Genomic DNA, 22449 nt, shown 5'->3' with positions numbered 1-22449 from the left:
CTGTTTTTCCTCTAACGAACCTGATTGCCCAGGTTCCGCGACTCGAGCAGGCAGACGGTATCAACGTTTATCCGTCTTATCGGCGAGTAGCGGCGAGAAGTATCTCAAGTCCATGCCTTCAGCCAACACCTCGTCGGCTCGCTCGAGGAAATCCCGCAGATAGGGCGTTTCAAAATGCCGATCCAGATCGTCCTGTGAGTGCCAGTTCTCGTACAGCATCCACAGCGCCGGGTCCTCGCCGGAGCGATGCAGGTCGTAGTTGATACAGCCGGCTTCCCGGCGGGTTGGTTCCACCAGTGCCTGCAGTCGGCGGCCGAGCTCTTCCTCCCGACCGGTGCGGGCGCGGATAAAGGCGACCAGGGTCAATGGTTTTTCCATCACGTTCTCCTCAATCGGGTTCAGGCAATGCTGTAGCCGCCGTCGGCCAGCAGGCCGTGGCCGGAGATAAATGAGGCGTCGTCGGAAGCCAGGAAAGCGACTACCCGGGCCATCTCACCGGGACTGCCGGCGCGCCCGGCGATAGTGTCGCGGGCGAAATCCTGCATGGCCTCCGCCGAAGGCCAGATGCGGCCGGCAGTCATGGCTGTGTCGATGACGCCGGGGCAGAGCGCATTGACGCGCACGCCGCGGCGGAACCACTCGATGGACGCGGTCTTGGTCATGCCCAGCACCGCGTGCTTGCTGGCGATATACAGGGCGCCGTTCTCGAAGCCGATCACACCGCCCATGGAGGCGTTGTTGATAATCGAGCCTGCGCCCCGTTCCAGCATCACTTTTCCCACGTGCTTCATTGCCAGGAAGGCGCCGCGCACATTGGGGGCGAAAACCTGGTCGTAGGTCTCCGCAGTCTGCTCCTGCAGCGGCGCGAAAGTGCCCTCGGTGCCGGCGTTGTTGAACAGGATATCGATGCCGCCGTATTCGGCCAGGGTCGCTGCCACCAGCTGTTCGATATCGCTCTCGCGGGTGGTGTCGGTCCGCACCGCCAGCGCCTCGCCGCCGCGCTCGCGGACTTCGGCCACCAGCTGTTCCAGTTCCTGCTCGCGGCGCGCGGCCGCCACGACCCTGGCACCGCGCGCGGCCAGCTCGACTGCGCTGGCTCGGCCGATCCCGGAACTGGCGCCAGTGACGATGGCGACGCGCCCCTGCAGGTTGTTGTTGGAAGTGGGAATGGTGTTGGTCATTGACTGCTCCTTGTTGGTCTGGCGCGCAGGGCGCCGGTGCAGTCGCAGGTTAGGGATTGTGATTGGGCAGAAAAACAGCAATTATCTTTACTCTTTATTAAGTAAATTTTAATAATTGTCATGCAGACCGATACATTGCGCGCCTTTGCCTGTGTCGCCCGCCACGCCAGCTTTACCCGCGCGGCGGCGGAGCTGGAAGTCTCGCCGCCGGCGCTCAGCCAGTCCATCAGCCAGTTGGAAGCGCGGCTGGGAACGCGCCTGCTGCACCGCACGACCCGCCGGGTGGGGCTGACCGAGGCCGGTAGCGAATTCCTGCAACGCATCGCTCCCGCGCTGGCGGAAATCGATGACGCGGTGGAGCGGCTGCACCGGCATGGCGCCACACCGTCGGGGACCCTGCGCATTACCCTGCCCCGCATCGCCGCGGACCATCTGCTGGAGCCGGTACTGGGCGAATTCAGCCGCGCCCATCCGCAGATTGGGCTCGAGTTGCTGGTGGAGGACAACCTGACCGACCTGGTGTCGCGGGGCTTCGATGCCGGTATCCGCCTGGGGGAGGCGCTGGAGCAGGATATGGTGGCCGTGCCGGTGGGCGAGCCGCTGCGCTGGCTGTTGGTAGCCAGCCCGGATTACATGGCCGGTCGCGATGCGCCACGGCACCCGCGGGACCTGCTCGAACACGATTGCGTGCGCTACCGCTACACCGGCAGCGGCGCGGTGGAACGCTGGGAGTTCGAGCGGCGGGGGCAGCGCTGCGATATCCACGTGGACGGCCCGGTGACCACCAACGACAACGACCTGATGCTGCGGGCGGTACTCGAGGGCCGGGGAGTCGGCCTGCTGCTGGAGCAGGCGGTGCGCAGCCACCTGGAGCGGGGCAGCCTGCAATCCATGCTGGAGGACTGGTGCCCGCCGTCGCCGGGATTTTATCTCTACTACCCATCGCGCCGGCATCTGCCGGCCAGGCTGCGGGCGTTTGCCGATTTTCTGCGCCAGCGACGGGGGGAACAGGAATAAAATATATCTGAAACGGTAGAAATGGTGCCTCTCCGTTCGACTGGTTGATGTCACTCAATGGTCGCGGAGGATCGAATGGAAAAACTGATCGCTTTTGAATTCCTGTCTATGGATGGCTTTATGGCGGGGCCGCCGGGGCGCGAGATGGATTTTGTGGTCTCTGCCTTTGGCGACGATATGGAGCGAGATCTTGCCGCCCAATATGCGGAGCTGGACGCATTGGTGATGGGCGGCACCACCTTTCGCGAACTGTCCGGCTACTGGCCCACACCGGCGGCCGCGGATGAGCCCCTGCAGCCGATAATGAACCGTATCCAGAAGCTGGTCTTTTCCAGATCCCTACGTAAACTCGAATGGAACAATTCCCGGCTATTGGGGGAAAATGCGCTGTCCGCACTACGGGATATCAAGAGCGGTGCTGGCGGGGATCTGATGGTGATCGGCAGTGCGAGCGTTGTGCAGGCGCTCGCCCGCGACCACCTGATTGACGAATTCCGTTTCTTTGTGTTCCCCGTTTTCCTGGGGTCGGGAAAGCCGCTGTTTGTTCCAGGGTCGATGCCGGGACCGCTGAAACTGTTGCGGACCAACAGTTTTGTTGGTGGCGTTGTCCGGGTGGATTACCGGGTCGCGGGCGAATAGGACGGTTCGCGCCTGTAAAGGCTACGCATGATGGGGGCACTGCCTTGCATATTCCGCGAGGCCAGAGCGTCGGTCGCATCAACCGCGCCGCACCCAGCCCAGGCTGAGCACATATCGCGTACCCGCTTTCACTTCACTGACGGAATGCTCCGCCCTGTCCGGGCGGAAATATTTTATCCGCGGGCTCGTGTAAATCGGTTGCTCGCACAGGAAGTCGCCGCCGGCGCGGGCTTTCCGGAGCACGATGTTCAGGCGGTAGTGCCGGCCCGACTGCACCCGGTCGGTGTGCGGCGGGATACGGCTTCCGGTACTGAAGCGCAGCAAATAGAGATCGAACGGCAGGGGCCACTTCGCGCCCAGGAGCAGCATTTTCTCGTAACCGGAATTCTGCCGGCCGGTATCCCAGCGCCAGAGTTTCCTGTGCCAAGGTTTCATTCGGTTTCTCCCCCATTTTTTTCCTCGCCCAACTGCTCGCGCAGGAACTCGACAAAGCGGCGCACCCGCACCGGCCTGGGGCCGGTGCCCGGGTAGACCGCATTGAGCGGTGCCGTGTTGCCGCGCCAGTCCCGGAATACGCTCTCTAGGCGGCCCGCCTGCAGATCCTGCCGCACATCCAGTTCGCTCTTGTAGGCCAGGCCGGCGCCGTCCAGGGCCCACTCCCGCACCAGGGCACCGTCGTTGCAGATGCGGTCGCCACTGACTTCCACCACCACCGATTCGCGCCCGCGCTGGAACTGCCAGCGGCGGAAGGCGGTGCCGCGGTTGAAGTAGATCAGGCAGTTGTGCCGCGCCAGTTCGCGCGGGTGCGCCGGGCGACCATGGCGGGTGAAATAGTCCGGCGAGCCCACAAGAACCCGGCGGTTATCCAGCAGCTGCCGCGCCACCAGCGCGGAATCCGGCAGTTGGCCATAGCGCAGGGCCAGGTCCAGCGGTTCGTTGACCAGATCGCGCACCGTGTCCCCCGCCAGCAGCACAAAGTGCACCTGTGGGTGCTGTGCCTGGAAGGCATCCATCAGCGGCCGCAGCCACTGTCGCGCGAAATCCACCGGCGCGGTCAGGCGTATCTCGCCGCCGATATCCGCGCAGTCGTAGTGCACCGCGTGCTGTGCCTCGTCGAGCAGGGCCAGGGCCGGCGCGACCTTGTCGCGGAACAGCAGGCCCTCCGGGGTCAGCCGCAGGCTGCGGGTATTGCGCTCCACCAGGCGGACATTCAGTTCCTCTTCCAGCCGCTTCAGGCTGGCACTGGCAGTCGCCGGTGTGCGCTCCAGCCGCCGCGCTGCGGCGCTCAGGGAGCCCAGGCGGGCCGCCTCCAGGAAAAGCTGCAGGTCGTTGAGATTGGGCATTTTCAAAAAATCTTTGAAAGTCTTTTATCGGTAGAGCCAATTATCAGTGGCCGCGCCGGATACCACAATAGTCGCCGCTACCACCCGCAGAAAGAAATGCGAAGAGAGAAATTCGAGGAGAGAGATGTATGCAGCGCAGTGAAACGGCCGCCAGTGGACTGTCGCCGGCCCTGCTGGCCCTGGCCGCCGGCGCCTTCGGTATCGGCGTGACCGAATTCGTGATCATGGGGCTGCTGCTGCAGGTGAGCGCCGACCTGTCGGTGTCTGTATCGGCGGCCGGGGTACTGATTTCCGGCTACGCACTGGGCGTGGTGGTGGGGGCGCCGGCGATGACCGCACTGACCGCCGCCTGGCCGCGCAAGCGCGCACTGCTGGTGCTGATGGGCGTCTTTATTGTCGGCAATGTCATCTGCGCACTGGCCCCCAACTACGCGACGCTGATGCTGGCGCGGGTGGTGACGGCCTTTGCCCACGGTACCTTCTTCGGCGTGGGTTCCGTGGTCGCCACCGGGCTGGTGGCGACGGACCGCCGCGCATCGGCCATCGCCATCATGTTCACCGGCCTGACGGTGGCCAATATCCTCGGCGTGCCCTTCGGTACCTGGCTGGGCCAGGCCTACGGCTGGCGTACCACCTTCTGGGCGGTGGCACTGATCGGCGTGCTGGCGCTGGCGGTAATCGCGCTGTTCGTACCGCGGGACGGCGCCGTACCGGCGCGGCCCGACTGGCGCGCCGACCTGCGCGCGCTGAGCCGGGCACCGGTAATGCTGGGCCTGCTGACGACGGTGCTGGGCTTTGGCGGCATGTTCGCGGTGTTCACCTACATTGCACCTATCCTCACTGAAGTCAGCGGTTTCGCCGAATCCGCCGTGTCGCCGATCCTGCTGGTGTTCGGCGCCGGCCTGGTTGCAGGCAACCTGCTCGGCGGGCGCCTTGCGGACCGCTGGCCGGTGCCCGCGGTGCTCGGCAGCCTGCTGTTGCTGGCGGTCGTGCTGGGGCTGATGACCTTTGCGGTGCAGAGCCGGATTCTCGCGGTGGTCTTTGTCGGCCTGCTCGGCGCCGCCGCCTTCGCCACGGTGCCGCCGCTGCAGATGTGGGTGCTGTCCAAGGTGGACGGCGCCGGCCAGAGCCTGGCGTCGAGTTTCAATATTGCCGCCTTCAACCTGGGCAACGCCATCGGCGCCTGGCTGGGCGGCGCGGTGATAGACAGCGGCGCCGGACTGACGGCGCTGCCCTGGGTGGCCGCACTGGTGCCGCTGGCGGCCATCGCCGCGGCCCTCTGGAGCCTGCGCCTGGAACAGGCGGCGGCGCACAAACCCGAATTGCAAATCCACAACACCTGCCCCTGCGGGTGATCACTGAAAAGGAGTTGATTATGAACATCGATCTGTCCGGAAAAACCGCCGTGGTATCCGGCTCGACCCTGGGTATCGGCTTTGCGATTGCGCGGGGGCTGGCCGGCAGCGGCGCCGCGGTGGTGGTCAACGGCCGCAAGCGGGCCTCCGTGGACGAGGCCGTGGCCGCGCTGCAGAAAGAGTTTCCGCAGGCAGAGGTGCGCGGTGTCGCCGCTGATCTGGGCACTGCGGAGGGCTGCGAGACACTTCTGAAGGCAGAGCCCGCGGTGGATGTCCTGGTGAACAACCTCGGTATCTATGGCCCGCAGGATTTTTTCGAGATACCGGATGAAGAGTGGAAGCGCTTCTACGAGATCAATGTGCTGTCCGGCGTGCGCCTGTCGCGCGCCTACCTGCCGGGCATGCTGGAGAAAAACTGGGGCCGGGTGATCTTCCTGTCGTCGGAGTCGGCGCTGAATATTCCCGAGGACATGATCCATTACGGCTTTACCAAGACCGCCAACCTGTCCATCGCCCGCGGGCTGGCCAAGCGCGTGGCCGGCACCGGTGTCACCGTCAACTCAGTGCTGCCCGGCCCGACCATGTCCGAAGGTGTGGAGGAGATGCTGCGCGAGGACGCGGAGAAATCCGGCCGCTCGATGGAAGAGGCCGGTGTGGCCTTTGTAAAAGAAAACCGTCCCAGCTCCATTATCCAGCGCCCGGCCACGGTGGAGGAGGTGGCCAATATGGTGGTCTACACCGCTTCCCCCCAGGCCTCCGCCACCACCGGCGCCGCGCTGCGGGTGGATGGGGGTGTGGTGGACAGTATCGTCTGATCCTCGTTGGTTTGTAGGAGCCTGCCCTGCAGGGAAAAACTGCGCGCATAACGAGCATGCTCGTTGCGCAGCTTTTGCGACCAGCCAGGGATGGCTGGGCCGGCGTCAGCTCTATGGATGGCTGCCTGGGCATAAGCAGGTTTGAAGCCGCCATCATTCGCCTGCAGGGCAGGCTCCTACGGGCGATGTCACGGCAAAAAAATCACAACCGTTCCCGAAACCTTATCTCTTGTCCTGAGGGGGCAACCATGAACTTTAACTTTACCGCCGCGGGTAAGAACCGTTTCCACATCGCGGCCCTATCCCTGCTGGTACTCCTGTTCGCGTTTTCGGCGACAGCCAGCGCACAGCCGCGGGACAACTGGGTCGCGACCTGGGCGGCCAGCCCGCAGCCGCTGTGGAATGGCGACTTTGCATTGCCGACCAATGCGCCTTTCCATTTATGGGACCAGACGTTGCGTCAGGTGGCGCGGGTAAGCATCGGCGGTGAACGGGTGCGGGTGGTGCTGTCGAACAAATACGGTTCCAGGCCGCTGCGGATCGGTGCCGCGCACCTGGCGCTGTCGGATGGCAAGTCGGCGATCGCGGACGGTTCCGATCGCCCGCTGACGTTTTCCGGAGAAAAAGCGCCGGTGATTCCGCCGGGTGCGAGTATCGTCAGCGACCCGGTGGCGCTGCGGGTAAAGCCGCTGCAGTCACTGGCGGTCAGCCTCTACCTGCCGGAGCCCACCGCGCCGGAAACCTTCCACTGGGACGGGTTGCAGACCGCCTATATCGGCGCCGGCAACCAGGTGTTCCGCGAAGCCCTGGACGTCGCCTCGACGACCAATACGCGCATCTTCCTCAGCGGTATCCTGGTCGAGACTGCCGAGGACGCCCGCGCGGTGGTCGCGTTCGGTGATTCCATTACCGACGGCAATGCCTCCACACCGGGCAGCAATCATCGCTGGCCGGATTTTCTCGCCGAACGCCTGGTTGGAGAAAACATCGCCGTCCTCAATGCGGGCATTTCCGGCGCGCGGCTGCTCGACAGCCTGATGGGCGAAAACGCGTTGGCGCGTTTCCGTCGGGATGTGTTGGGCCAGCCCGGCGTGCGCACCGCCATCGTAATGATGGGCATCAACGATATCGGCTGGCCCGGTTCCGGCCTGGCGCCGCAAAAGGCGCTGCCCACCGCGGAGCAGTTGATCGCCGCCTACCGCCAGTTGATTGCACAGGCCCACCTGCGCGGTGTGCGTATAGTCGGCACCACACTGACACCCTTCGAGGGCGCACTGGATGGTTCGCCGGTGCACGATTACTACTCGGCGGAAAAGGAGGCGCTGCGACAGCAGGTCAATCGCTGGATTCGCGACAGCGGCGAATTTGATGCGGTAATCGATTTCGACCGCGCGCTGCGAGATCCGGAAAACCCGCGCCGCATGCGCGCGCAATACGATTCCGGCGACCACCTGCACCCGGGCGACGCCGGTTATCGCGCAATGGCCGAGGCGGTGGATATCGGGCTGTTGTAACTCAAGTTTCGGGGTTCAGATCGAGGGCTCCGGGCCGTACGGCCCGGAGCTGTGCCACTCCAAAGCTTCTGAACCCCGAAACTTGAGTTGTAGCAGACGGCCCGGCGATAGTGGGGAATGGCCAGTGCGTTATTCCGCTGGCAATTCGAGACTGCGGATTTCCCCGTCCGCCAGGTCCAGCATAAAGTGATCGTCCGGCGCGCCCCGCTGCAGTCCTTCGAGAATACCGAACAGTTCCGCCAAGCGACCGTCGAACAGCGCCGCCAGCGGGTGGTCCGCGGAGGCGGCCGGATTCACCGGCCGCTGCCGGGCGGACGTCGCCAGCAACCGGTACTGCGCCAGCCGTCCGCTGCCGATATCGCGTAGGGCCAGCGCGCCGCCATTGCGCAGGCGGTAGAAATCGACGGCGAGATCGAAACCGTTCCAGCGGGAAAAATCCTCCAGTGCCATGTCTGCCGCGGTGGCCGCTTCGCGGGCCCGGCTCTGTGCATCCTGCCACTGTGGTGATCGACGGATGCCTTCTATACCTGCCCCGGTGGCGACGTCGGCCAGGGTGTCGTCCGCGAGGCGGGTCAGGGTCAGCAGTTCGCGACCGTCCAGCTCCAGCAGCAGTTGCCTGAGATCCTGTGGCCACTCCCGCGGCAGGAAGCGCTGGCGGCTCAGCTCGCGGATATGCCAGCGGGTAAAGGTGCGGTAATCCGCAGACTGCAGTATGGCCGGGTTCCAGGGCGGCTGGCCGGAGCGGAGCGCGGTATCGTATTCCCGCCGGTAGTGTTCGAACAGTTCGTCGAATCCCGGTACCCGGTCCAGGATAACCGTCTCCACCTCCACCCGGTCTATCGAATGCAGTGTAAGAATCTTGTACGCCGGCAGGTAGGCGGCCAGGGACGGGGCCTGGATATTGAACAGGCTGTGTCCGTCGCGCCCGCGGGCGATGCCTGTGTCGTTGATGTGCATATGGCCGCCGACGTGCAGCCTGAGGCCGGTTTCGGCCAGTACGCGGCTGACCTGCCGTTGCGGTCGCCTTTGCAGTTGGAAGCGGTCGCTACCGAACAGCGATGCGATGGCATCGGACTGGTCGTCGTAGAACTCGGTCATCGGAAAGTGACTGAAGGCGATCAACTGCTTGTCCGCGCGCCTGGCCCTTTTCACTACATCGCGTATCCAGTCCAGCAGGTGTCGCTTGTGGGTCAGCAGCCGGTTGTAGCCGGCGTTGCCGGAGCCCGCGAAGCGGCCCGCCGCCGGCTCCGGCACATACACGTTGGCGTCGATGGACAGCAGCCACAGGCCCGGCACCGGCTCCACCAGGTAGCTGGCATCCGGAACGCGATGGCAATTACGGTAGTCCGGTTTTTTCCATGGGCCGCCACTGCCGCGACGGCAGATCTCGTACTGCCGGTGGCGGTAATCCGCCTGGGCGAGGGCGCTGTCGTAGTCGTAGCTCTCGTAGTCGGAATAGGGCGTTTCCCAGTAGTGGTAGTCGGGGCTGGGATAGAAGCCGAAATCCTGCATTTCCGCCATGATGCCCCGGTATCCCAGGTGCCTGATTTCCTCGCTGCAGATGGTCGGCAGGGCGCGGCCGGTGTCGACGGTAGTCCAGCGGTCCTCATAGTCCGTGCACTCCCCGGCACCGCGGCTGAAAATACGCTGCGCGTGACCGCCACGGCCGAGAAAATCCGGCTCGCCGCCGGGTGTATCGAAGGGCCGCACCGGGTCGTGATTGCCCGGCGCGGCAAAGAATTGCATACCGTAGCGGTCGCGGTAGCGATCCAGTACTTTGCGCAGGCCGCGGATATGCACCGGCTGTCCGTCGTCGCTGAAATCGCCGGGCAGGGCCACCAGCCTGATGCCGCGCGCGGCGATATCGTCCAGTGCCGCCAGTAGCGCGAAGTAGTTTTCATTGAACAGGCGGGTGGAATTGAGCTGTGCCTGCATGGTACGGATGGTCGCGTTTTTCCCGGAGATGCTGTTCTCGATACCGTCGAAGGAGCCGTCCTCGAACTGCGCGTAGATATCGTGAAAGTGGATATCCGGCATAAATGCGATCTGCGTCGGCGATTCTGCAGCGGCAGCCTGAAACGCGATGGCAAGGCCGAGTAAGACGAGAATGATGCGGTGAGAAAATGGCCTGGTCAGTGAAGGTCTGTATCGCATGGGATGCCTGAAAGAATTTCAGCATTGCAGGATGGGCACGTCGCTGCGCTCCTTTGCCCATCCTGCGAGAGATGATTTTTAGAAACTCGGGTTTCGGAGTTCAGAAGGTTGGGGGTTGCACAGCTCCGGGCCATACGGCCCGGAGCCCCCGATTTGAATCCCGAAACTGGAGTCAGAACGTCGCCCGAACGCCCAGCGTCGTGCGGCGACCGGAGAACTCGTACATGGTCGGGAAGGCCGGGTCGATGGTGTAACCGGTGGTTTCCTCGTCGGTCACGTTGATGCCTTCCAGCGTCAGCTTCACATTGTCCGTGATCCGGTAGCCGAGTGACATATCCACCTGGCCGTACGCATCCCGGTACACCGGGTACATATCCCGCTCGATACGTTCCACATACTTGTCCTTGTAGTTGTAGGAAATACGCGCGTCGAAGGTGTCGTTTTCGTAGAAGGCGGTAAAGTTCCAGGTCTTGTCCGCCAGTCCCTCCGGCGGGGTGGGAACATCCAGGTCGGATTCCCCGGTCAGGGAGCTGTCCAGGATCGTGTAGTTGGCATTGATACCGAATCCCTGCAGCGCCTCGTGCAGTGCGCCCAGCGGATACTGGGCGATCAGTTCCACGCCGGAAATATCGTAGGCGCCCTCGCCGTTGACCTTCTGGTAGACGTCGAAATCGTAGACGCCGTCGATGGTGCCGTTGGCATTGTACTTGGTGACATCCTCCACCACGCCGGTCAGCGCCTCGCGCACCACGCCTTCGATTTCCTTTTCAAAATAGGAGGCCGCCAGCAGGCCACCGTTTTCCGGATACCACTCCAGGCCCATTTCCCACTGCTCGGCATAGGTGGGTTCCAGGTCGGGGTTGCCGTCGAAGTACTTGAACTCGCTGACGCTGACGGTGCGCTTGTAGGCGATATCCGTCAGCGCCGGGCGCATCATGGTTTCGGAGGCCGCGGCGCGGAACTGCAGGTTGTCGGCCAGCTCGGCGGTCAGGTTCAGGCTCGGCAGCAGTTCCTTATAGTCGCCCTTTTTGGAGACCGGTGCGGCCGTATAGCCGGTGGAGCCGTCCGGATTCTGGATCTGGTGATAGCCGAAGGACAGCACCGAGGTGTCCACATTGCGCACGCCCATATTCAGGAAGACCGGCACCTGCCCCAGGTCGAATTCGAAATCCGCCATGGCGTAGAGGCTCAGTACTTCTTCGTCGACGCGGTAGTACTGGTCATCCGCGTAGTCCACGCCAAAGCCGTCGTAGCGAAAGGTGCTGCGCGCATAGGCGTTGGAAATCTGCGACCACTGGGGCGCATTGGCGGATTCGGAAAGGTAGCTGCCGCCCGGTACCAGCTCTGAGACCGGTGTCAGTTCGCTGTCGGCCAGCGTGCGTTCACCGGCCCAGGCGCTGTCGCCGGCACTGGGGCCGGTGACCGTGTTGGTGCCGCGGTTGCGTTCCTTGGATTTATCGGTATAGCGCATACCGAACTGCACCTGGGCCAGCGACGGCAGGAAGTCCAGTTGCAGCGGCCGGATGACATCCAGTTGTGCCGCGTATTTGTCATCCTGGATTTCCTCCAGGTTCACCTCGTAGGATTCGAACAGGTAGGAATCCGGCGAGTTGTACATGTCGATGGTATCGGGGTTGTCGCTGGGAATGGTCTCGCCACCGGTATCCGTATAGCGGGTGCGCGAGGGCGCGTAGGCCACGTGTTTCAGGTTGCTGCTGTCGATCAGCTTCTCGGCACCGGAATAACCCAGCAGGCCGTTGATCAGCCAGTCGCCCGGGGTCCAGTCCAGGCTCAGGCTGTACTGGTTGTAATCGGTTTCGTAGACGTGCTCCTTGCTCAGGAACTCGTGCTGGGTGGCGGCGTAGGAGGCGTCCGTCAGCACCGTGATGCCGTAGCGGGACAGGGTGGTATCGTCGTAATCGTGAACCTGTTCCAGCGCGCTGATGCTCGAGGCGGAGTAGGCCGCCGCATCGTATTCGTCCTCGGTATTGTCGAAGCTGCCCAGCATGGCGTCGAAGGTCAGGCCGAAGCTGTCGCTCGGCTGGTACTGCAGGGCCGCGGTCGCGCCCCATTTTTCCTGGCTGTTCAGGTAGGCGCGGTCGCCCACTTTGTTCATGAAAACGACGCGGCTGGTCTCGTCGCTGTCGAAGCGATCATCGATGACGATACCGGTATCCCGCTCCAGTACCTCGGCGGTCTGGTCCGCCTGCCACTGGGCGTCCCCGGTTTTTTCCAGCCAGCGGCCGGACGGGCGAAAGTCGACGCCGGAGTTGGAATCCGTCCTGTTGGTGCGTTCGGAGCTGGAAAAGGACACCAGGGCGCCCCAGTCACCGAAAGTGTCGCTGGCGAGGAAGGAGAACTTGGGGTCGTTCTCTTCGGAGATGGAGTTGTGGGCGGTTTCCGCCGATACCACCAGCTGGCGCTCGTTGTAGTCGAACGGGCGCGCGGTGGTAATTTCCACCGTGCCGGCGATGCCGCCTTCCTCGTCGGCGGCGGTGGGCGATTTCTTGACCGTTACGCTCTGGATGATTTCGGACGCGAACATGTCGAACTCCACATCGCGGCCGCCGCTGCCGGATGCGGTGGCGAGGCCGTTGATGGAGGTGAAGGTGAACTCGCTCGGCAGTGCGCGCACATTGACCCTGCTGCCGAGGCCCTTGTTGCGCTCGATGGTCACACCCGGCATGCGCTGCAGGGCTTCCGCCAGGTTCTGTTCGGGAAAGTCCGCGATATCCGTGGCGACGATCGCATCGGCAAAGCCGACGGAGTCGCGCTTGATATCCACGGCCTTTTCGAGGCTGCGGGCATAGCTGCCGGTAACCACCACCTCTTCGATGGAGCCGCCCGCCGTGGCAGCGGTGTCCTGTGCCAGGGTGCCGGCGCTCGCCGCGGCCAGCAGGGTGCCGGAGAGTATTTTACCGATCGCCAGGTGGAGGCGCTTTTTATGGAAGTCAGAAATTCTGTGCATTTTCAGGTAACCCGATCGTTTGTTTTGGTGCACACCTTCCCTGGCGGTCTGTGTTTTTCGGTACGGTTTCCCCTGGGTACAGGAGAGAACCGTCCATCCCCCAATGTCGTTTCAGGACAAATGGACGGGGCGCGAAGGTAACGCCTGTTGATGGCAGTTTTATTGCCGTTGATATCTGTGCCGGTTAAGTTTTTGTGAATGTGGGGCCGGGCGGGGTTTGGCGGGGGAGAAATGGCGTATTGAAAAAATGCGCATGCAGTTTCAGTGGTCGCCGGCGGGAACTGGCATGGCCGTTGCAAAGCTCAATACTTTAAAAGGGTGTAAGGAGAGTGGTTGAAATCCGATATCCGCGCTGACGAACCTTCAACTTGCTCGCAGCAGTCCGGTATATGTCTCGCCACGCTTTCCTTGTCGTTTTCAATGTGTCTTTTATGCACTGCCATAGGGCGGGCGCAGTCCGGCGGTTGGGCGACCAGTGGAGGTTTTTGCGGGGTGAATGGATCTCCACCTGCGAGTCGGTAAAAGACCGGCTACTCCGGAGGCCGGGGGGATGGCCCGCAGCGGCCGTTGGCGATACCATGCGCACCCGCCGCCCTGTCGGCGTTGCCTGCCCGGCTTACACCCGTTCCCCGGTAAACGTTTCCCGGCTGCTGTGTGGCCTCCGCTGTATATCGCTGTAAGGAGTTTCCCGATGTCCTCTCCATCCATGTCGACGGCCGCCGATGAGCGCGCAGTTGCCCCCTCGCGTTCCCGCATGGCCGAGTTTGCCCTGGCCCTGGGGGGATTCGGTATCGGCACCACCGAATTCGTGATCATGGGGTTGATGAATCGGGTGGCGACGGACCTGAACGTATCCCCACAGGAAGTGGGCTATGCGATCAGCAGCTACGCCATGGGGGTGGTTGTCGGGGCGCCGATCATTGCCCTGCTGGCCGCGCGCGCACCGCGGCGGGCACTGCTGATCGGGCTGATGCTGGTCTTTGCGCTGGGCAATATCGCCAGTGCCTTTGCCCCGGGTTTCTGGTCTTTTGTCGGCCTGCGTTTCCTGGCCGGCCTGCCCCACGGGGCCTATTTCGGTGTGTCCGCGCTGGTGGCCGCGGCGGCGGTGCCGCCCCGTGAGCGGGCGCGCGCGGTGGCGCGGGTGATGCTGGGGCTCACCGGGGCGATCCTGGTGGGGGCGCCGCTGGCGACCTGGGCCGGCAACCTGTTCGGCTGGCAGCTGGCGTTCGTCGCCGTCGGTGTCATCGCCCTGCTGACAGCACTGATGGTGTGGCGCTTCGTGCCGCTGCAGCCCACGGACCCCGACGCCAGCCCGCTGCGGGAACTGTCGGCGCTGGCCAAGCACCGGGTGCTGTTCACGCTGGGGATCGCCAGTATCGGTTTCGGTGGTATGTTCTCCGTATTCAGCTACGTGATGCCGACGCTGACCGGGCAGGCGGGCATGGCCGAGGCGCTGGGACCGCTGGTGCTGGCGGTGTTCGGTATCGGCGCCATCGCCGGCAACCTGCTGGGCGCGCGGGCGGCGGACTGGAACCTGCTGCGCGCGATTCCGCTGGTGCTGGTCTGGTGCGCGCTGGTGCAGGGCGGTTTCTATTTTGCCGCGAACCACGTAGTGTCCGGTATCCTGTTTGTCGGCTTGGTCGGCACCAGCATGGCACTGGGACCGGCGCTGCAGACGCGGCTGATGGATGTGGCCGAGGGCGGCCAGACCATGGCCGCATCGCTGAACCACGCGGCCTTCAACCTGGCCAATGCGCTCGGCGCCTGGCTGGCGGGCGTTGCGATCGAGGCGGGCTTCACCTGGTCGATTACCGGACCGGTGGGGACGCTGCTGGCCATCGCTGGCCTGCTGGTGTTTTTTGTCGGGCGCGCGGTGGAAAAACGCGGCGAGCTGGTCGACGCAGTGCCGGAGCCGCTGTGAGCGGTGCCGGTTTTCAGTCGGCGTCGATCAGGCCGCGTTCGGCAAATACCTCCTTCGCCGCTATGGCGCCATTCAATGCCGCAGGGAAGCCCGCGTAGACGGCCATCTGGATAATCACCTCGATGATCTCCTGCGGTGTGCAGCCCACATTGAGGGCGCCGTGGATATGCACTCTCAGTTGCGGCGCCGCATTGCCCATCGCCGTCAGCACGGCGACGGTGGCGATCTCGCGGGATTTCAGATCCAGCTGCGGGCGGCTGTAGACGTCCCCGAAAGGGAATTCGACGATGTAGCGGGCCAGGTCCGGGGCTATTTCTCGCAGGGATTCGATCACCTTCTTCCCGGCTTCGCCGTCGATTTCCCGCAGTTTCTCCCAGCCGCGCTGAAAACGTTCGCTGTTGTCTGTACTCATTGGTTGCTCCTGTACGAGCGTGGATCGACGGGGGGCAAGCGGGCCCGTGGCGACGGCGACCAGCAGGCCCACTGTGGAAAGAAAGTCCCGCCTCGTGGCACCCTGCGGCCTGTCGCTTTTCCCTGTCATCTTTGCTCTCGTTGACGATGAATTCGGGAGCAGGCTAAGGGTTCGAGTTGACTCTAAGTCAAGTGTATTTCAGGGAGTTCTCAAGGAAATCGGCCGCGCTTTATCGCACTCCGGTAGAGGGCTATCTTGTCTTCGAGGCTGTCCAGGTGCCGCTGTTGCTGCCGCAGGGATTCGCGCAGGTTGCGGGCGTGGGCCTCGAGCAGCCGCTGGCGCTCGGCGAGCGTGGTGTCCCCCATCTCGCGAAGATCGGCGTAGCGGTGAATCTGCTCCAGGGGCATTCCCGTGTCCTTCAGCCGTTGCACGAAGGTGACCCAGTGAAGATCTTTCTCGGTAAAGTCCCGGTGGCCGTTGGGCAGTCGGTGGATATGGCGCAGCAGGCCGATTTTTTCGTAGTAGCGCAGAGTGTGGGCACTGATGCCCGTGCGGCTGGAAAATTCTCTGATATTCATCGGATACCTCCGTTGCCGGGAGCATACGCCAATCAATGGTATAAATGTAGAATCGGTACGGGCGACGCGGTGCAGTGGAAAAGCCGTTGAATATCATGACAACAGACAGCGACATATCGACAGGGAGAAGCATGATGGCTGAGATCAGGCAGAAAATCGTACCGCACCTGTGGTACGACAGGCAGGCGCGGGAGGCGGCCGGATTTTACGCGTCGGTGTTTCCCAATTCCGCCGTTGGTAACATAACCCGCATTCACGACACGCCCTCGGGCGATTGCGATGTAGTCTCGTTCGAGGTGTGGAAGCAGGATTTCATGGCGATCAGCGCCGGGCCGCTGTTCAGTTTTAATCCGTCCATATCGTTTCTGGTGAACTTCGATCCGTTGTTCTTCGGCGACTCGCCATCGGCAAAAGAGAAGGCGAGGGAAAAGCTGGCCCAGGTCTGGGCGCGGCTGTCCGAGGGCGGGATGGCGCTGATGCCACTGGGCGAATATCCATTCAGTGAGCGCTACGGCTGGATCCAGGACAAATACGGCGTGTCCTGGCAGTTGATACTCCCCGACCCGGAGGGTGAGCCGCGGCCGCCGATTGTCCCCTTCCTGTTGTTCGTGGGGGAAAACTGCGGCCGGGCCGAAGAGGCCATCGATTTCTATTTGTCCGTATTCGGCGACTCCCGGCAGGGAAAACTGGTGCGCCACGGTGCCGGCCAGGCGCCGGACAGGGAAGGGACGGTGATGTTTGCCGACTTTATGCTCGAGAACGGTTGGTTCGCGGCCATGGACAGTGCCCACGACCACGGTTTCAACTTTAACGAAGCGCTTTCCTTCGTCATCTATTGCGATGACCAGCGGGAAATCGATGGCTACTGGGAGAAACTCTCCGCGGTGCCGGAGGCCGAGCAGTGCGGGTGGCTCAAGGACAAGTACGGTGTTTCCTGGCAGGTAGTGCCCGCCGACATGGACGAAATGATGCGAAATGGCTCGCGCGAGCAGGTTGCCAGGCTGACGCGGGCATTCCTGGCAATGAAAAAGTTTGACCTGGCCGCGCTCCGGAAAGCGTATGCGGGGCGTTGATCGATGAGCAGGTGTGTCACAGTAGTGGGATTGATACCGCAGCGGGGTTTCGCATGAATCGGGTCAGACATATCAGTATCCCCATCGCCTGCCCGCCGGAGGCGGTCTATCGGTTTGCGTCGGACCCCGCCAACCTGCCGCGCTGGGCCGCGGGCCTGGCCCGTTCCCGGGTCAGCAGGGAGGGCGATACCTGGGTTGCCGAGGCGCCATTCGGCCGGGTCAGGATCCGTTTTGCCGAGAAAAATACGTTCGGCGTAATGGATCACGACGTCGAGCTGGAATCGGGGGTCGTAGTGCACAACCCGATGCGGGTGCTGCCCAATGGCGAGGGCAGTGAGTTTGTGTTTACCCTGATCCAGCAGCCGGGCATGTCCGACAGCCAGTTTGCTGAGGATGGGCTGGCAGTGGAGCGGGATCTGCAGGCGCTGCGCGACTTGCTGGAAAAGTAGTCGGCAAAGGCCGCCCGATAGGTGCGTATCGACGCAGGCGGATTGCTGGGAGCGGACAAAAAAAGCCGGCGCGAGGCCGGCACAGATGCTTCTTAAGGAAGAGAGAGCAGAAAGAAAAAGGCGAAGCGCCCCGACCGACGAATGGCGGTTCCGGTACCGGGGCGCTTCTTAAACAAAAAACTGACTGATTGCTTCGGTTTACTGTTTACCGACACGCAGCACGCGCGCGCCGGCCACTGGCAGCTTGATCTCGCCGCCGTCCACCTCGCCGGCGAATATCGGCGGGGTGATGTCTTCGGCTGCGGCAAATTCGCCCGGCAGGGCGAGGGTCTCATCGCCGGTGCCCATATTCAGTACCACCAGCAGTTGCTCGCTGTCACCGCGGCGGTAAAAGGCCAGCAGGTCGTTGCCGGTATCCAGTACCTGCTGTTCGGCGGTGGCGATTTCCGCTGACAGGCCCTTGTGCCAGTCGATCAGCGCGCGGAACCGGTTCAGGGTGGAGTTCGGATCCCCTTCCTGCACGCTCACCGCTTTCGGGTGGTGTTCCGGCGGCACTGGCAGCCAGGGTTTGACTTCGGAGAAACCGGCATTGATCGCACCGCTGTCGAACCAGGGCATGGGGGTACGGCAGCCGTCGCGCCCCTTGAATTCCGGCCACAAATTGATGCCGTACGGGTCCTGCAGGTCGTCGAAGGCGATATCCGCTTCCTCCAGCCCCAGTTCCTCCCCCTGGTACAGGCAGACGCTGCCGCGCAGGGTCAGTTGCATCAGTACGAACAGCGGCGCGCGCGCCAGTGCCTGCTCGGCGGTGAATTCCGGATTCCAGCGGGTCAGTGAGCGCGGCACGTCGTGGTTGGCGATGGACCAGCAGGGCCAGCCGGATTCGATGACGCCGCGGTTTCTCTCCAGTGTGTCGCGCAGGAACTGCGCGCTGTGGCCGCTCTCCAGCAGGTCGAAGGAGTAGGCCATATTGAGCCGCTGTTCGGTGGTGTACTCGGCCATGATCTTGTGGGTGTTGTCGTCGCCCACCTCGCCCATGGTGATGGTGCCCGGGTAGCGATCTGTCAGCTGGCGCACGCGCTGCAGGAAAACCAGGTTTTCCGGCTGGGATTTGTCGTGGATATGCCACTGGTACTCGTAGGTGTTGACCGGCGGCAGGCCCTTTTCGTCCAGTTCCAGCGGGCGCGGCGGATTGTCTTCCAGCGAGCGGTTGTGGAACGCGTGGTTGATGGCATCCAGGCGGAAGCCGTCGACGCCGCGGTCGAGCCAGAATTGCAGGTCCGCCAGCAGCTGTTCCTGGACATCCGGGTTGTGCAGGTTCAGGTCCGGCTGTTCCTTCAGGAAGTTGGTCAGGTAGTACTGGCGGCGGCGGGTGCACCAGCGCCAGGCGCTGCCGCCGAAATTGGACATCCAGTTGTTGGGCGCGCTGCCGTCGGCTTTCGCGTCCGCCCACACGTACCAGTCGGCCTTGGGGTTGTCGCGGCTCGCGCGACTCTCCTCGAACCAGGGGTGCCGGTCGGAGGTGTGGCTCAGGATCTGGTCGATGATGACCTTAAGCCCGCGCTCGTGTGCGGCCGCGATCAGGTCGTCGAAGTCCTGCAGGTTGCCAAAGATCGGGTCCACATCGCGGTAGTCGGATACGTCGTAGCCGAAGTCCACCATCGGCGACTTGAAGAACGGCGAGATCCAGATGGCGTCCACGCCCAGGGACTGCACATAGTCCAGCTTGCGGGTGATACCGGGCAGGTCGCCGATACCGTCGCCGTTGGCGTCGCAGAAGCTGCGGGGGTAGATCTGGTAGATGACGCTGTTGCGCCACCATTCCCCGTGGTTTTTGCTAATGGGGTTACCGCTCATAACTCAGTCCGTTGGATCGTCGTTTATTAGGATAGGGTGCAGTATGAGGGGCTAGGACGGGGGATGCCTCCTCCCCCGTGGGGGTGGGAGGGGCGGAGGCCTCCGGCGTGTCTGGGCAAACGAACAGGGGCTACAGTCGTGTTCCTTACTGATCCTGCACCGAACGCAACATCTGCTCCGCCAGCGCGATCGCCTCCTGGCGGTCCTTGACGTCCAGCTTCTGGTACAGGCTGCGGATATGGGTCTTGATGGTGCTCGGTGCCACCTTGAAGTGGCGGGCGATGCGTTCGTTGGAGAGGCCGGAGTGGATGGCGTTCAGGACCTGCCACTCGCGCGGGGTCAGCGGCGAGTGGCGCAGGAAGTCCGGCACCGCGTCGCTTTCCAGGATCTCGCGGATGATGGTCTCGTCCAGCTCGATACGGATGCCGCCGTCCAGTTCCGGTTGCTGCTGGGCCATGCGGATCAGTGCCTGGGCCAGGTCGCGCTCGGCGTCGCTGAGGTTGCCCTTCGCCTCGCCGTCTTCGAGGGCGGCTTTCAGGATCACGATCAGCGGTTTGCCGATCTGCAGGAAGCTGGCACAGAAAGAGCGCTCGGCGGCGATGCTCAGCGCCTCGCGGATGGCGTCGATGGCGCCGCCGCGCTGCTCCCGCAGCCACAACAGGCGCGCTTCCAGTACCCGGTTGCGCAGGCAGTCGGTCACCAGGCCGCAGTCGCGTGCCACCTGTAGCAGGCGGCTCAGCAGGCGGTTGGCGTCGGACCAGCGGTGCAGTTCGATCATGGCGCGCACATGGTTGCGGCCGTTGCACTGCTCGAAGTGGTTGGCCGGCCTGTCCGCCACCGGCTGCGCCTGCTCCAGCCAGGCGGCGATGGCGGGGCGGTCATCCAGCGCGCGCCAGGCGCGGATACGCGCGGCATCGGCGTTGGCGATCCAGTCCAAATGGTAGCGTTCGCCGGCCATCAGGCGGTCGATACGCGCCAGCCACTCCAGGGATTCCTCCTTCTCGCCGCGGGCCTGGGCCACTTTCAGCAGCAGCGTGTACTCCGGCAGCAGCCAGCGCTCGCCCACCTTGCGGTTGATCTGCATGCCGCGGCGGGCGGAGGCGGCGGCGCCGTCCAGGTCGACCTGCTCCCACTGCAGCTGGCCGCGCAGGCGGCAGATGAATTCGGAGATCGGCAGGCCCACCAGGTGGTGTTCCTGCACCAGGCGCTGGGCGCGCTCCTGTAGCGCGTCGGCCTTTTTCATCAGGCCCTGGGCAATGGCGATCTCGGTCTGCTGGCAGACGGCCCAGGTGGCGCCGGGGTAGTCGCCCTCGGCCAGGGCCAGGGATTCCACCTCGCGCATATGGGTTTCGGCGGCCGCCAGTTCGCCCAGGCAGAAACCGGTCTCGCCGGTCACCAGCAGCGCATCGAGGCGGTCGCCGGGTTGGTTTCCCCGCAGCAGCGTCAGCGCCTCTTCGGCGTATTCCTTGGCCAGCAGTGTCTGGCCGCGGGACACCGCGGCCTGGGCGCGGGCGGCGGCGAAGGCGCCCTCGAAGTCGCGCCACTGGGCCGGATCCTGGCGCTGCAGCCAGCTCTCGGCGGCGGCCAGGGTTTTCTCGCACTGGTCGTGTTCGTAGTTCTCCTGCGCCAGTTTGGCGGCGATCAGTGCGAAGCGGGCGTTGCGGCGCAGTTTGTCCTCGCCCAGCCAGTCGAGGCTGTCTTTCAGCAGGCGGTTCTGGCCCTCGCGCAGCAGCTGTTCGCCGCGATCTGCCAGCAGCTGTTCGGCGCGCTCGCTGTCGCCGGCCTCCATGGCGTGGCGCAGGGCCTCCAGCGGTTCGTTCATTTCCAGCCAGGTGTCGCTGGCGGTGCTGTGCAGCTGTTCCAGCCGCGCGCGGTCGGTGAGCTGGCGCTGCAGGAAGCGCGCGAATACCGGGTGGTAGCGGAACCAGCGGCGGCTGGAATCCTGTGCCTGCAGGAACAGGCCGCGGCGCGCGGTCTGCTCCAGCAGTTGCTGGCCGTCGTCGAGGCCGCTGAGGCGCTCTGCCAGCTGCGCGTTGACGCGGGCCAGGATGGAGGTGGTGGCCAGCAGTTCGCGCAAATCCGGTTCCAGGCGTTCCAGGACCTCCTCGGCCAGGTAGTCGAGGATATGGCTGTGGCCCTGTTCCAGTTCGGCGAAGTAGCGGTCCACCTCGGCGCGGTCGCGCACCGACAGCGCGAACAGCTGTACGGCCGGCGGCCAGCCCTCGCTCAACTGGTGCAGCTGGGCGACGCGGTCGCTGTCGAGGGAGAAGGGCAGTCGCTGCTTCAGCAGTTGCGCGATCTCTTCGCCGGTCAGTGCCAGTTCGGTGCTGCCCAGTTCCAGCAGGCGGCCGGCCACGCGCAGTGCGGCCAGGCCCAGTGGTGGCTGGCTGCGGCTGGTGAGGACCACGCCGATACCGGCCGGCGCGTGGCGCAGCAGGAAGCGGGTGGCGTCGTGCACGGCGCGGTCGTCGATCTGGTGGTAGTCGTCGAGCACGATGCGCAGCTCGCTGGGCAGGCCGCGCAGCTCCGCCAGCATCTGGCTGATGATCAGCGCCGCGTCCGGGTGCTGCTGGGCGGCCAGCAGGCTGTGGGTCTCGGGCACACCATTGCCGGTGGCGCGGTGCACGCTCTCCACCAGGTAGCGGCAGAACTGCGCCGGGTCGTTGTCGCTGGCGTCGAGCGAGAACCAGGCCACCGGGCTGTCCTGGGTCAGGGCCCAGGACGAGACCAGGGTGGTTTTACCGTAACCGGCCGGCGCCGTGATCAGCAGCAACTGGTCGCTGTGGCTGTCGTCCAGCAGCGACAACAGTCGCGGCCGCGGCAGCGTGTGCTCGGGGCAGTCCGGCAGGCTGTATTTGGAAGTCAGTAGCATCGCTGGTTGCGCGGTCTTGTTTTGTGTGAATTTTGTACAGGCGCAATTATGCACTATTAGAATCCCATCGGGACAGGGCTGTGACATCCTCCCGTCGCGGGGCGTAGGCACTTTGCGCGCCATCCCCGCGGCCAGATGGCAGATCCTGGTGGGAAATGCGGCCAAAGTTTGCAAACTGTGGCCCAAGTGGTAGTTTCGTCTAATTCAGCGGTGCCCGTTAGCAAGAACAAGAGTGACAGGCGGGTCTTATTCACAATAAGTATCCGCAGAGCGCCGTACGAGAATAAAACAGGGGCAGAAA

Annotated in this window: 18 protein-coding genes; 8 read left to right on the top strand and 10 right to left on the bottom strand. The window is 63.8% G+C overall.

From position 1 onward, the window contains the following. Positions 1 to 60 precede the first annotated feature (60 nt). Together MWN76_RS03300 and MWN76_RS03295 are read right to left on the bottom strand one after the other, a co-directional pair. Entirely contained in the window at positions 61 to 378 is a 318-nt protein-coding gene (locus tag MWN76_RS03300) for a putative quinol monooxygenase (protein WP_250459291.1), read from the bottom strand. A 20-nt stretch (positions 379 to 398) separates the two neighbouring features. Beyond that, the gene (locus MWN76_RS03295) at positions 399 to 1181 is read right to left on the bottom strand and encodes an SDR family NAD(P)-dependent oxidoreductase (RefSeq protein ID WP_250459290.1); all 783 of its coding nucleotides are present in this window, start codon (positions 1179 to 1181) and stop codon (positions 399 to 401) included. 120 nt (positions 1182 to 1301) lie between these two features. Here MWN76_RS03295 and MWN76_RS03290 point away from each other — a divergent pair, with 120 nt between their 5' ends. Together MWN76_RS03290 and MWN76_RS03285 are read left to right on the top strand one after the other, a co-directional pair. Next, positions 1302 to 2198: a LysR family transcriptional regulator gene (locus MWN76_RS03290; RefSeq protein WP_250459289.1), complete on the top strand. Its 897-nt coding sequence runs from the start codon at positions 1302 to 1304 to the stop codon at positions 2196 to 2198. A 75-nt stretch (positions 2199 to 2273) separates the two neighbouring features. After that, positions 2274 to 2837: a dihydrofolate reductase family protein gene (locus MWN76_RS03285; RefSeq protein ID WP_250459288.1), complete on the top strand. Its 564-nt coding sequence runs from the start codon at positions 2274 to 2276 to the stop codon at positions 2835 to 2837. Between the two features lie 78 nt (positions 2838 to 2915). Here MWN76_RS03285 and MWN76_RS03280 read toward each other — a convergent pair whose 3' ends face one another. After that, a complete protein-coding gene (locus MWN76_RS03280) occupies positions 2916 to 3272 on the bottom strand; it encodes a hypothetical protein (protein ID WP_250459287.1) in 357 nt (118 codons plus the stop codon). Continuing rightward, positions 3269 to 4180 carry a LysR family transcriptional regulator gene (locus MWN76_RS03275; protein WP_250459285.1) on the bottom strand — a complete coding sequence of 304 codons (912 nt, stop codon included), beginning with the start codon at positions 4178 to 4180 and terminating at the stop codon, positions 3269 to 3271. The genes MWN76_RS03280 and MWN76_RS03275 overlap by 4 nt, the downstream gene beginning before the upstream one ends. Positions 4181 to 4308: 128 nt before the next feature. Here MWN76_RS03275 and MWN76_RS03270 point away from each other — a divergent pair, with 128 nt between their 5' ends. The 3 genes from MWN76_RS03270 (at position 4309) to MWN76_RS03260 (ending at position 7864) form a co-directional block, all read left to right on the top strand. Then, positions 4309 to 5535 carry an MFS transporter gene (locus MWN76_RS03270; RefSeq protein WP_250459283.1) on the top strand — a complete coding sequence of 409 codons (1227 nt, stop codon included), beginning with the start codon at positions 4309 to 4311 and terminating at the stop codon, positions 5533 to 5535. 20 nt (positions 5536 to 5555) lie between these two features. Further along, on the top strand, positions 5556 to 6350 hold the full coding sequence (locus MWN76_RS03265) for an SDR family NAD(P)-dependent oxidoreductase (protein ID WP_250459281.1): 795 nt from the start codon (positions 5556 to 5558) through the stop codon (positions 6348 to 6350). A 248-nt stretch (positions 6351 to 6598) separates the two neighbouring features. Further along, entirely contained in the window at positions 6599 to 7864 is a 1266-nt protein-coding gene (locus tag MWN76_RS03260; RefSeq protein ID WP_250459280.1) for an SGNH/GDSL hydrolase family protein, read from the top strand. 129 nt (positions 7865 to 7993) lie between these two features. Here the strand turns inward: MWN76_RS03260 and MWN76_RS03255 are convergent, their stop codons facing one another. Together MWN76_RS03255 and MWN76_RS03250 are read right to left on the bottom strand one after the other, a co-directional pair. Next, positions 7994 to 9901, bottom strand: a complete 1908-nt coding sequence (locus MWN76_RS03255; RefSeq protein WP_250459279.1) for a metallophosphoesterase family protein — start codon at positions 9899 to 9901, stop codon at positions 7994 to 7996. A 289-nt stretch (positions 9902 to 10190) separates the two neighbouring features. Beyond that, positions 10191 to 12986, bottom strand: a complete 2796-nt coding sequence (locus tag MWN76_RS03250; protein ID WP_250459278.1) for a TonB-dependent receptor — start codon at positions 12984 to 12986, stop codon at positions 10191 to 10193. A gap of 691 nt (positions 12987 to 13677) precedes the next feature. Between MWN76_RS03250 and MWN76_RS03245 the strand changes: the two genes are divergently transcribed. Continuing rightward, positions 13678 to 14907, top strand: a complete 1230-nt coding sequence (locus MWN76_RS03245) for an MFS transporter (protein ID WP_250459277.1) — start codon at positions 13678 to 13680, stop codon at positions 14905 to 14907. A gap of 13 nt (positions 14908 to 14920) precedes the next feature. Here the strand turns inward: MWN76_RS03245 and MWN76_RS03240 are convergent, their stop codons facing one another. Next, positions 14921 to 15319 (bottom strand): carboxymuconolactone decarboxylase family protein, encoded by a 399-nt coding sequence (locus MWN76_RS03240; protein WP_250459276.1) that lies wholly within the window; start codon positions 15317 to 15319, stop codon positions 14921 to 14923. Between the two features lie 209 nt (positions 15320 to 15528). Beyond that, entirely contained in the window at positions 15529 to 15897 is a 369-nt protein-coding gene (locus MWN76_RS03235; protein WP_250459275.1) for a MerR family transcriptional regulator, read from the bottom strand. Positions 15898 to 16031: 134 nt separating this feature from the next. On the opposite strand from MWN76_RS03235, the gene MWN76_RS03230 reads away from it, so the two are divergent. Together MWN76_RS03230 and MWN76_RS03225 are read left to right on the top strand one after the other, a co-directional pair. Further along, positions 16032 to 16970, top strand: a complete 939-nt coding sequence (locus MWN76_RS03230; protein ID WP_250459274.1) for a VOC family protein — start codon at positions 16032 to 16034, stop codon at positions 16968 to 16970. A gap of 53 nt (positions 16971 to 17023) precedes the next feature. Further along, positions 17024 to 17419, top strand: coding sequence for an SRPBCC family protein (locus MWN76_RS03225; RefSeq protein WP_250459271.1), 396 nt, complete (start codon positions 17024 to 17026; stop codon positions 17417 to 17419). Positions 17420 to 17617: 198 nt separating this feature from the next. On the opposite strand, the gene MWN76_RS03220 is transcribed toward MWN76_RS03225, so the two are convergent. Together MWN76_RS03220 and malT are read right to left on the bottom strand one after the other, a co-directional pair. Continuing rightward, positions 17618 to 19276 (bottom strand): alpha-amylase family glycosyl hydrolase, encoded by a 1659-nt coding sequence (locus MWN76_RS03220; protein ID WP_250459270.1) that lies wholly within the window; start codon positions 19274 to 19276, stop codon positions 17618 to 17620. A gap of 145 nt (positions 19277 to 19421) precedes the next feature. After that, the gene (gene malT / locus MWN76_RS03215; RefSeq protein WP_250459268.1) at positions 19422 to 22148 is read right to left on the bottom strand and encodes an HTH-type transcriptional regulator MalT; all 2727 of its coding nucleotides are present in this window, start codon (positions 22146 to 22148) and stop codon (positions 19422 to 19424) included. Between the last annotated feature and the right edge of the window lie 301 nt (positions 22149 to 22449).

It is taken from the genome of Microbulbifer litoralis, assembly GCF_023634065.1.
Taxonomy (GTDB): domain Bacteria; phylum Pseudomonadota; class Gammaproteobacteria; order Pseudomonadales; family Cellvibrionaceae; genus Microbulbifer; species Microbulbifer litoralis.
Note: the sequence above shows the minus strand (reverse complement) of the source record. Positions and strands in the feature narration are given on the sequence as shown.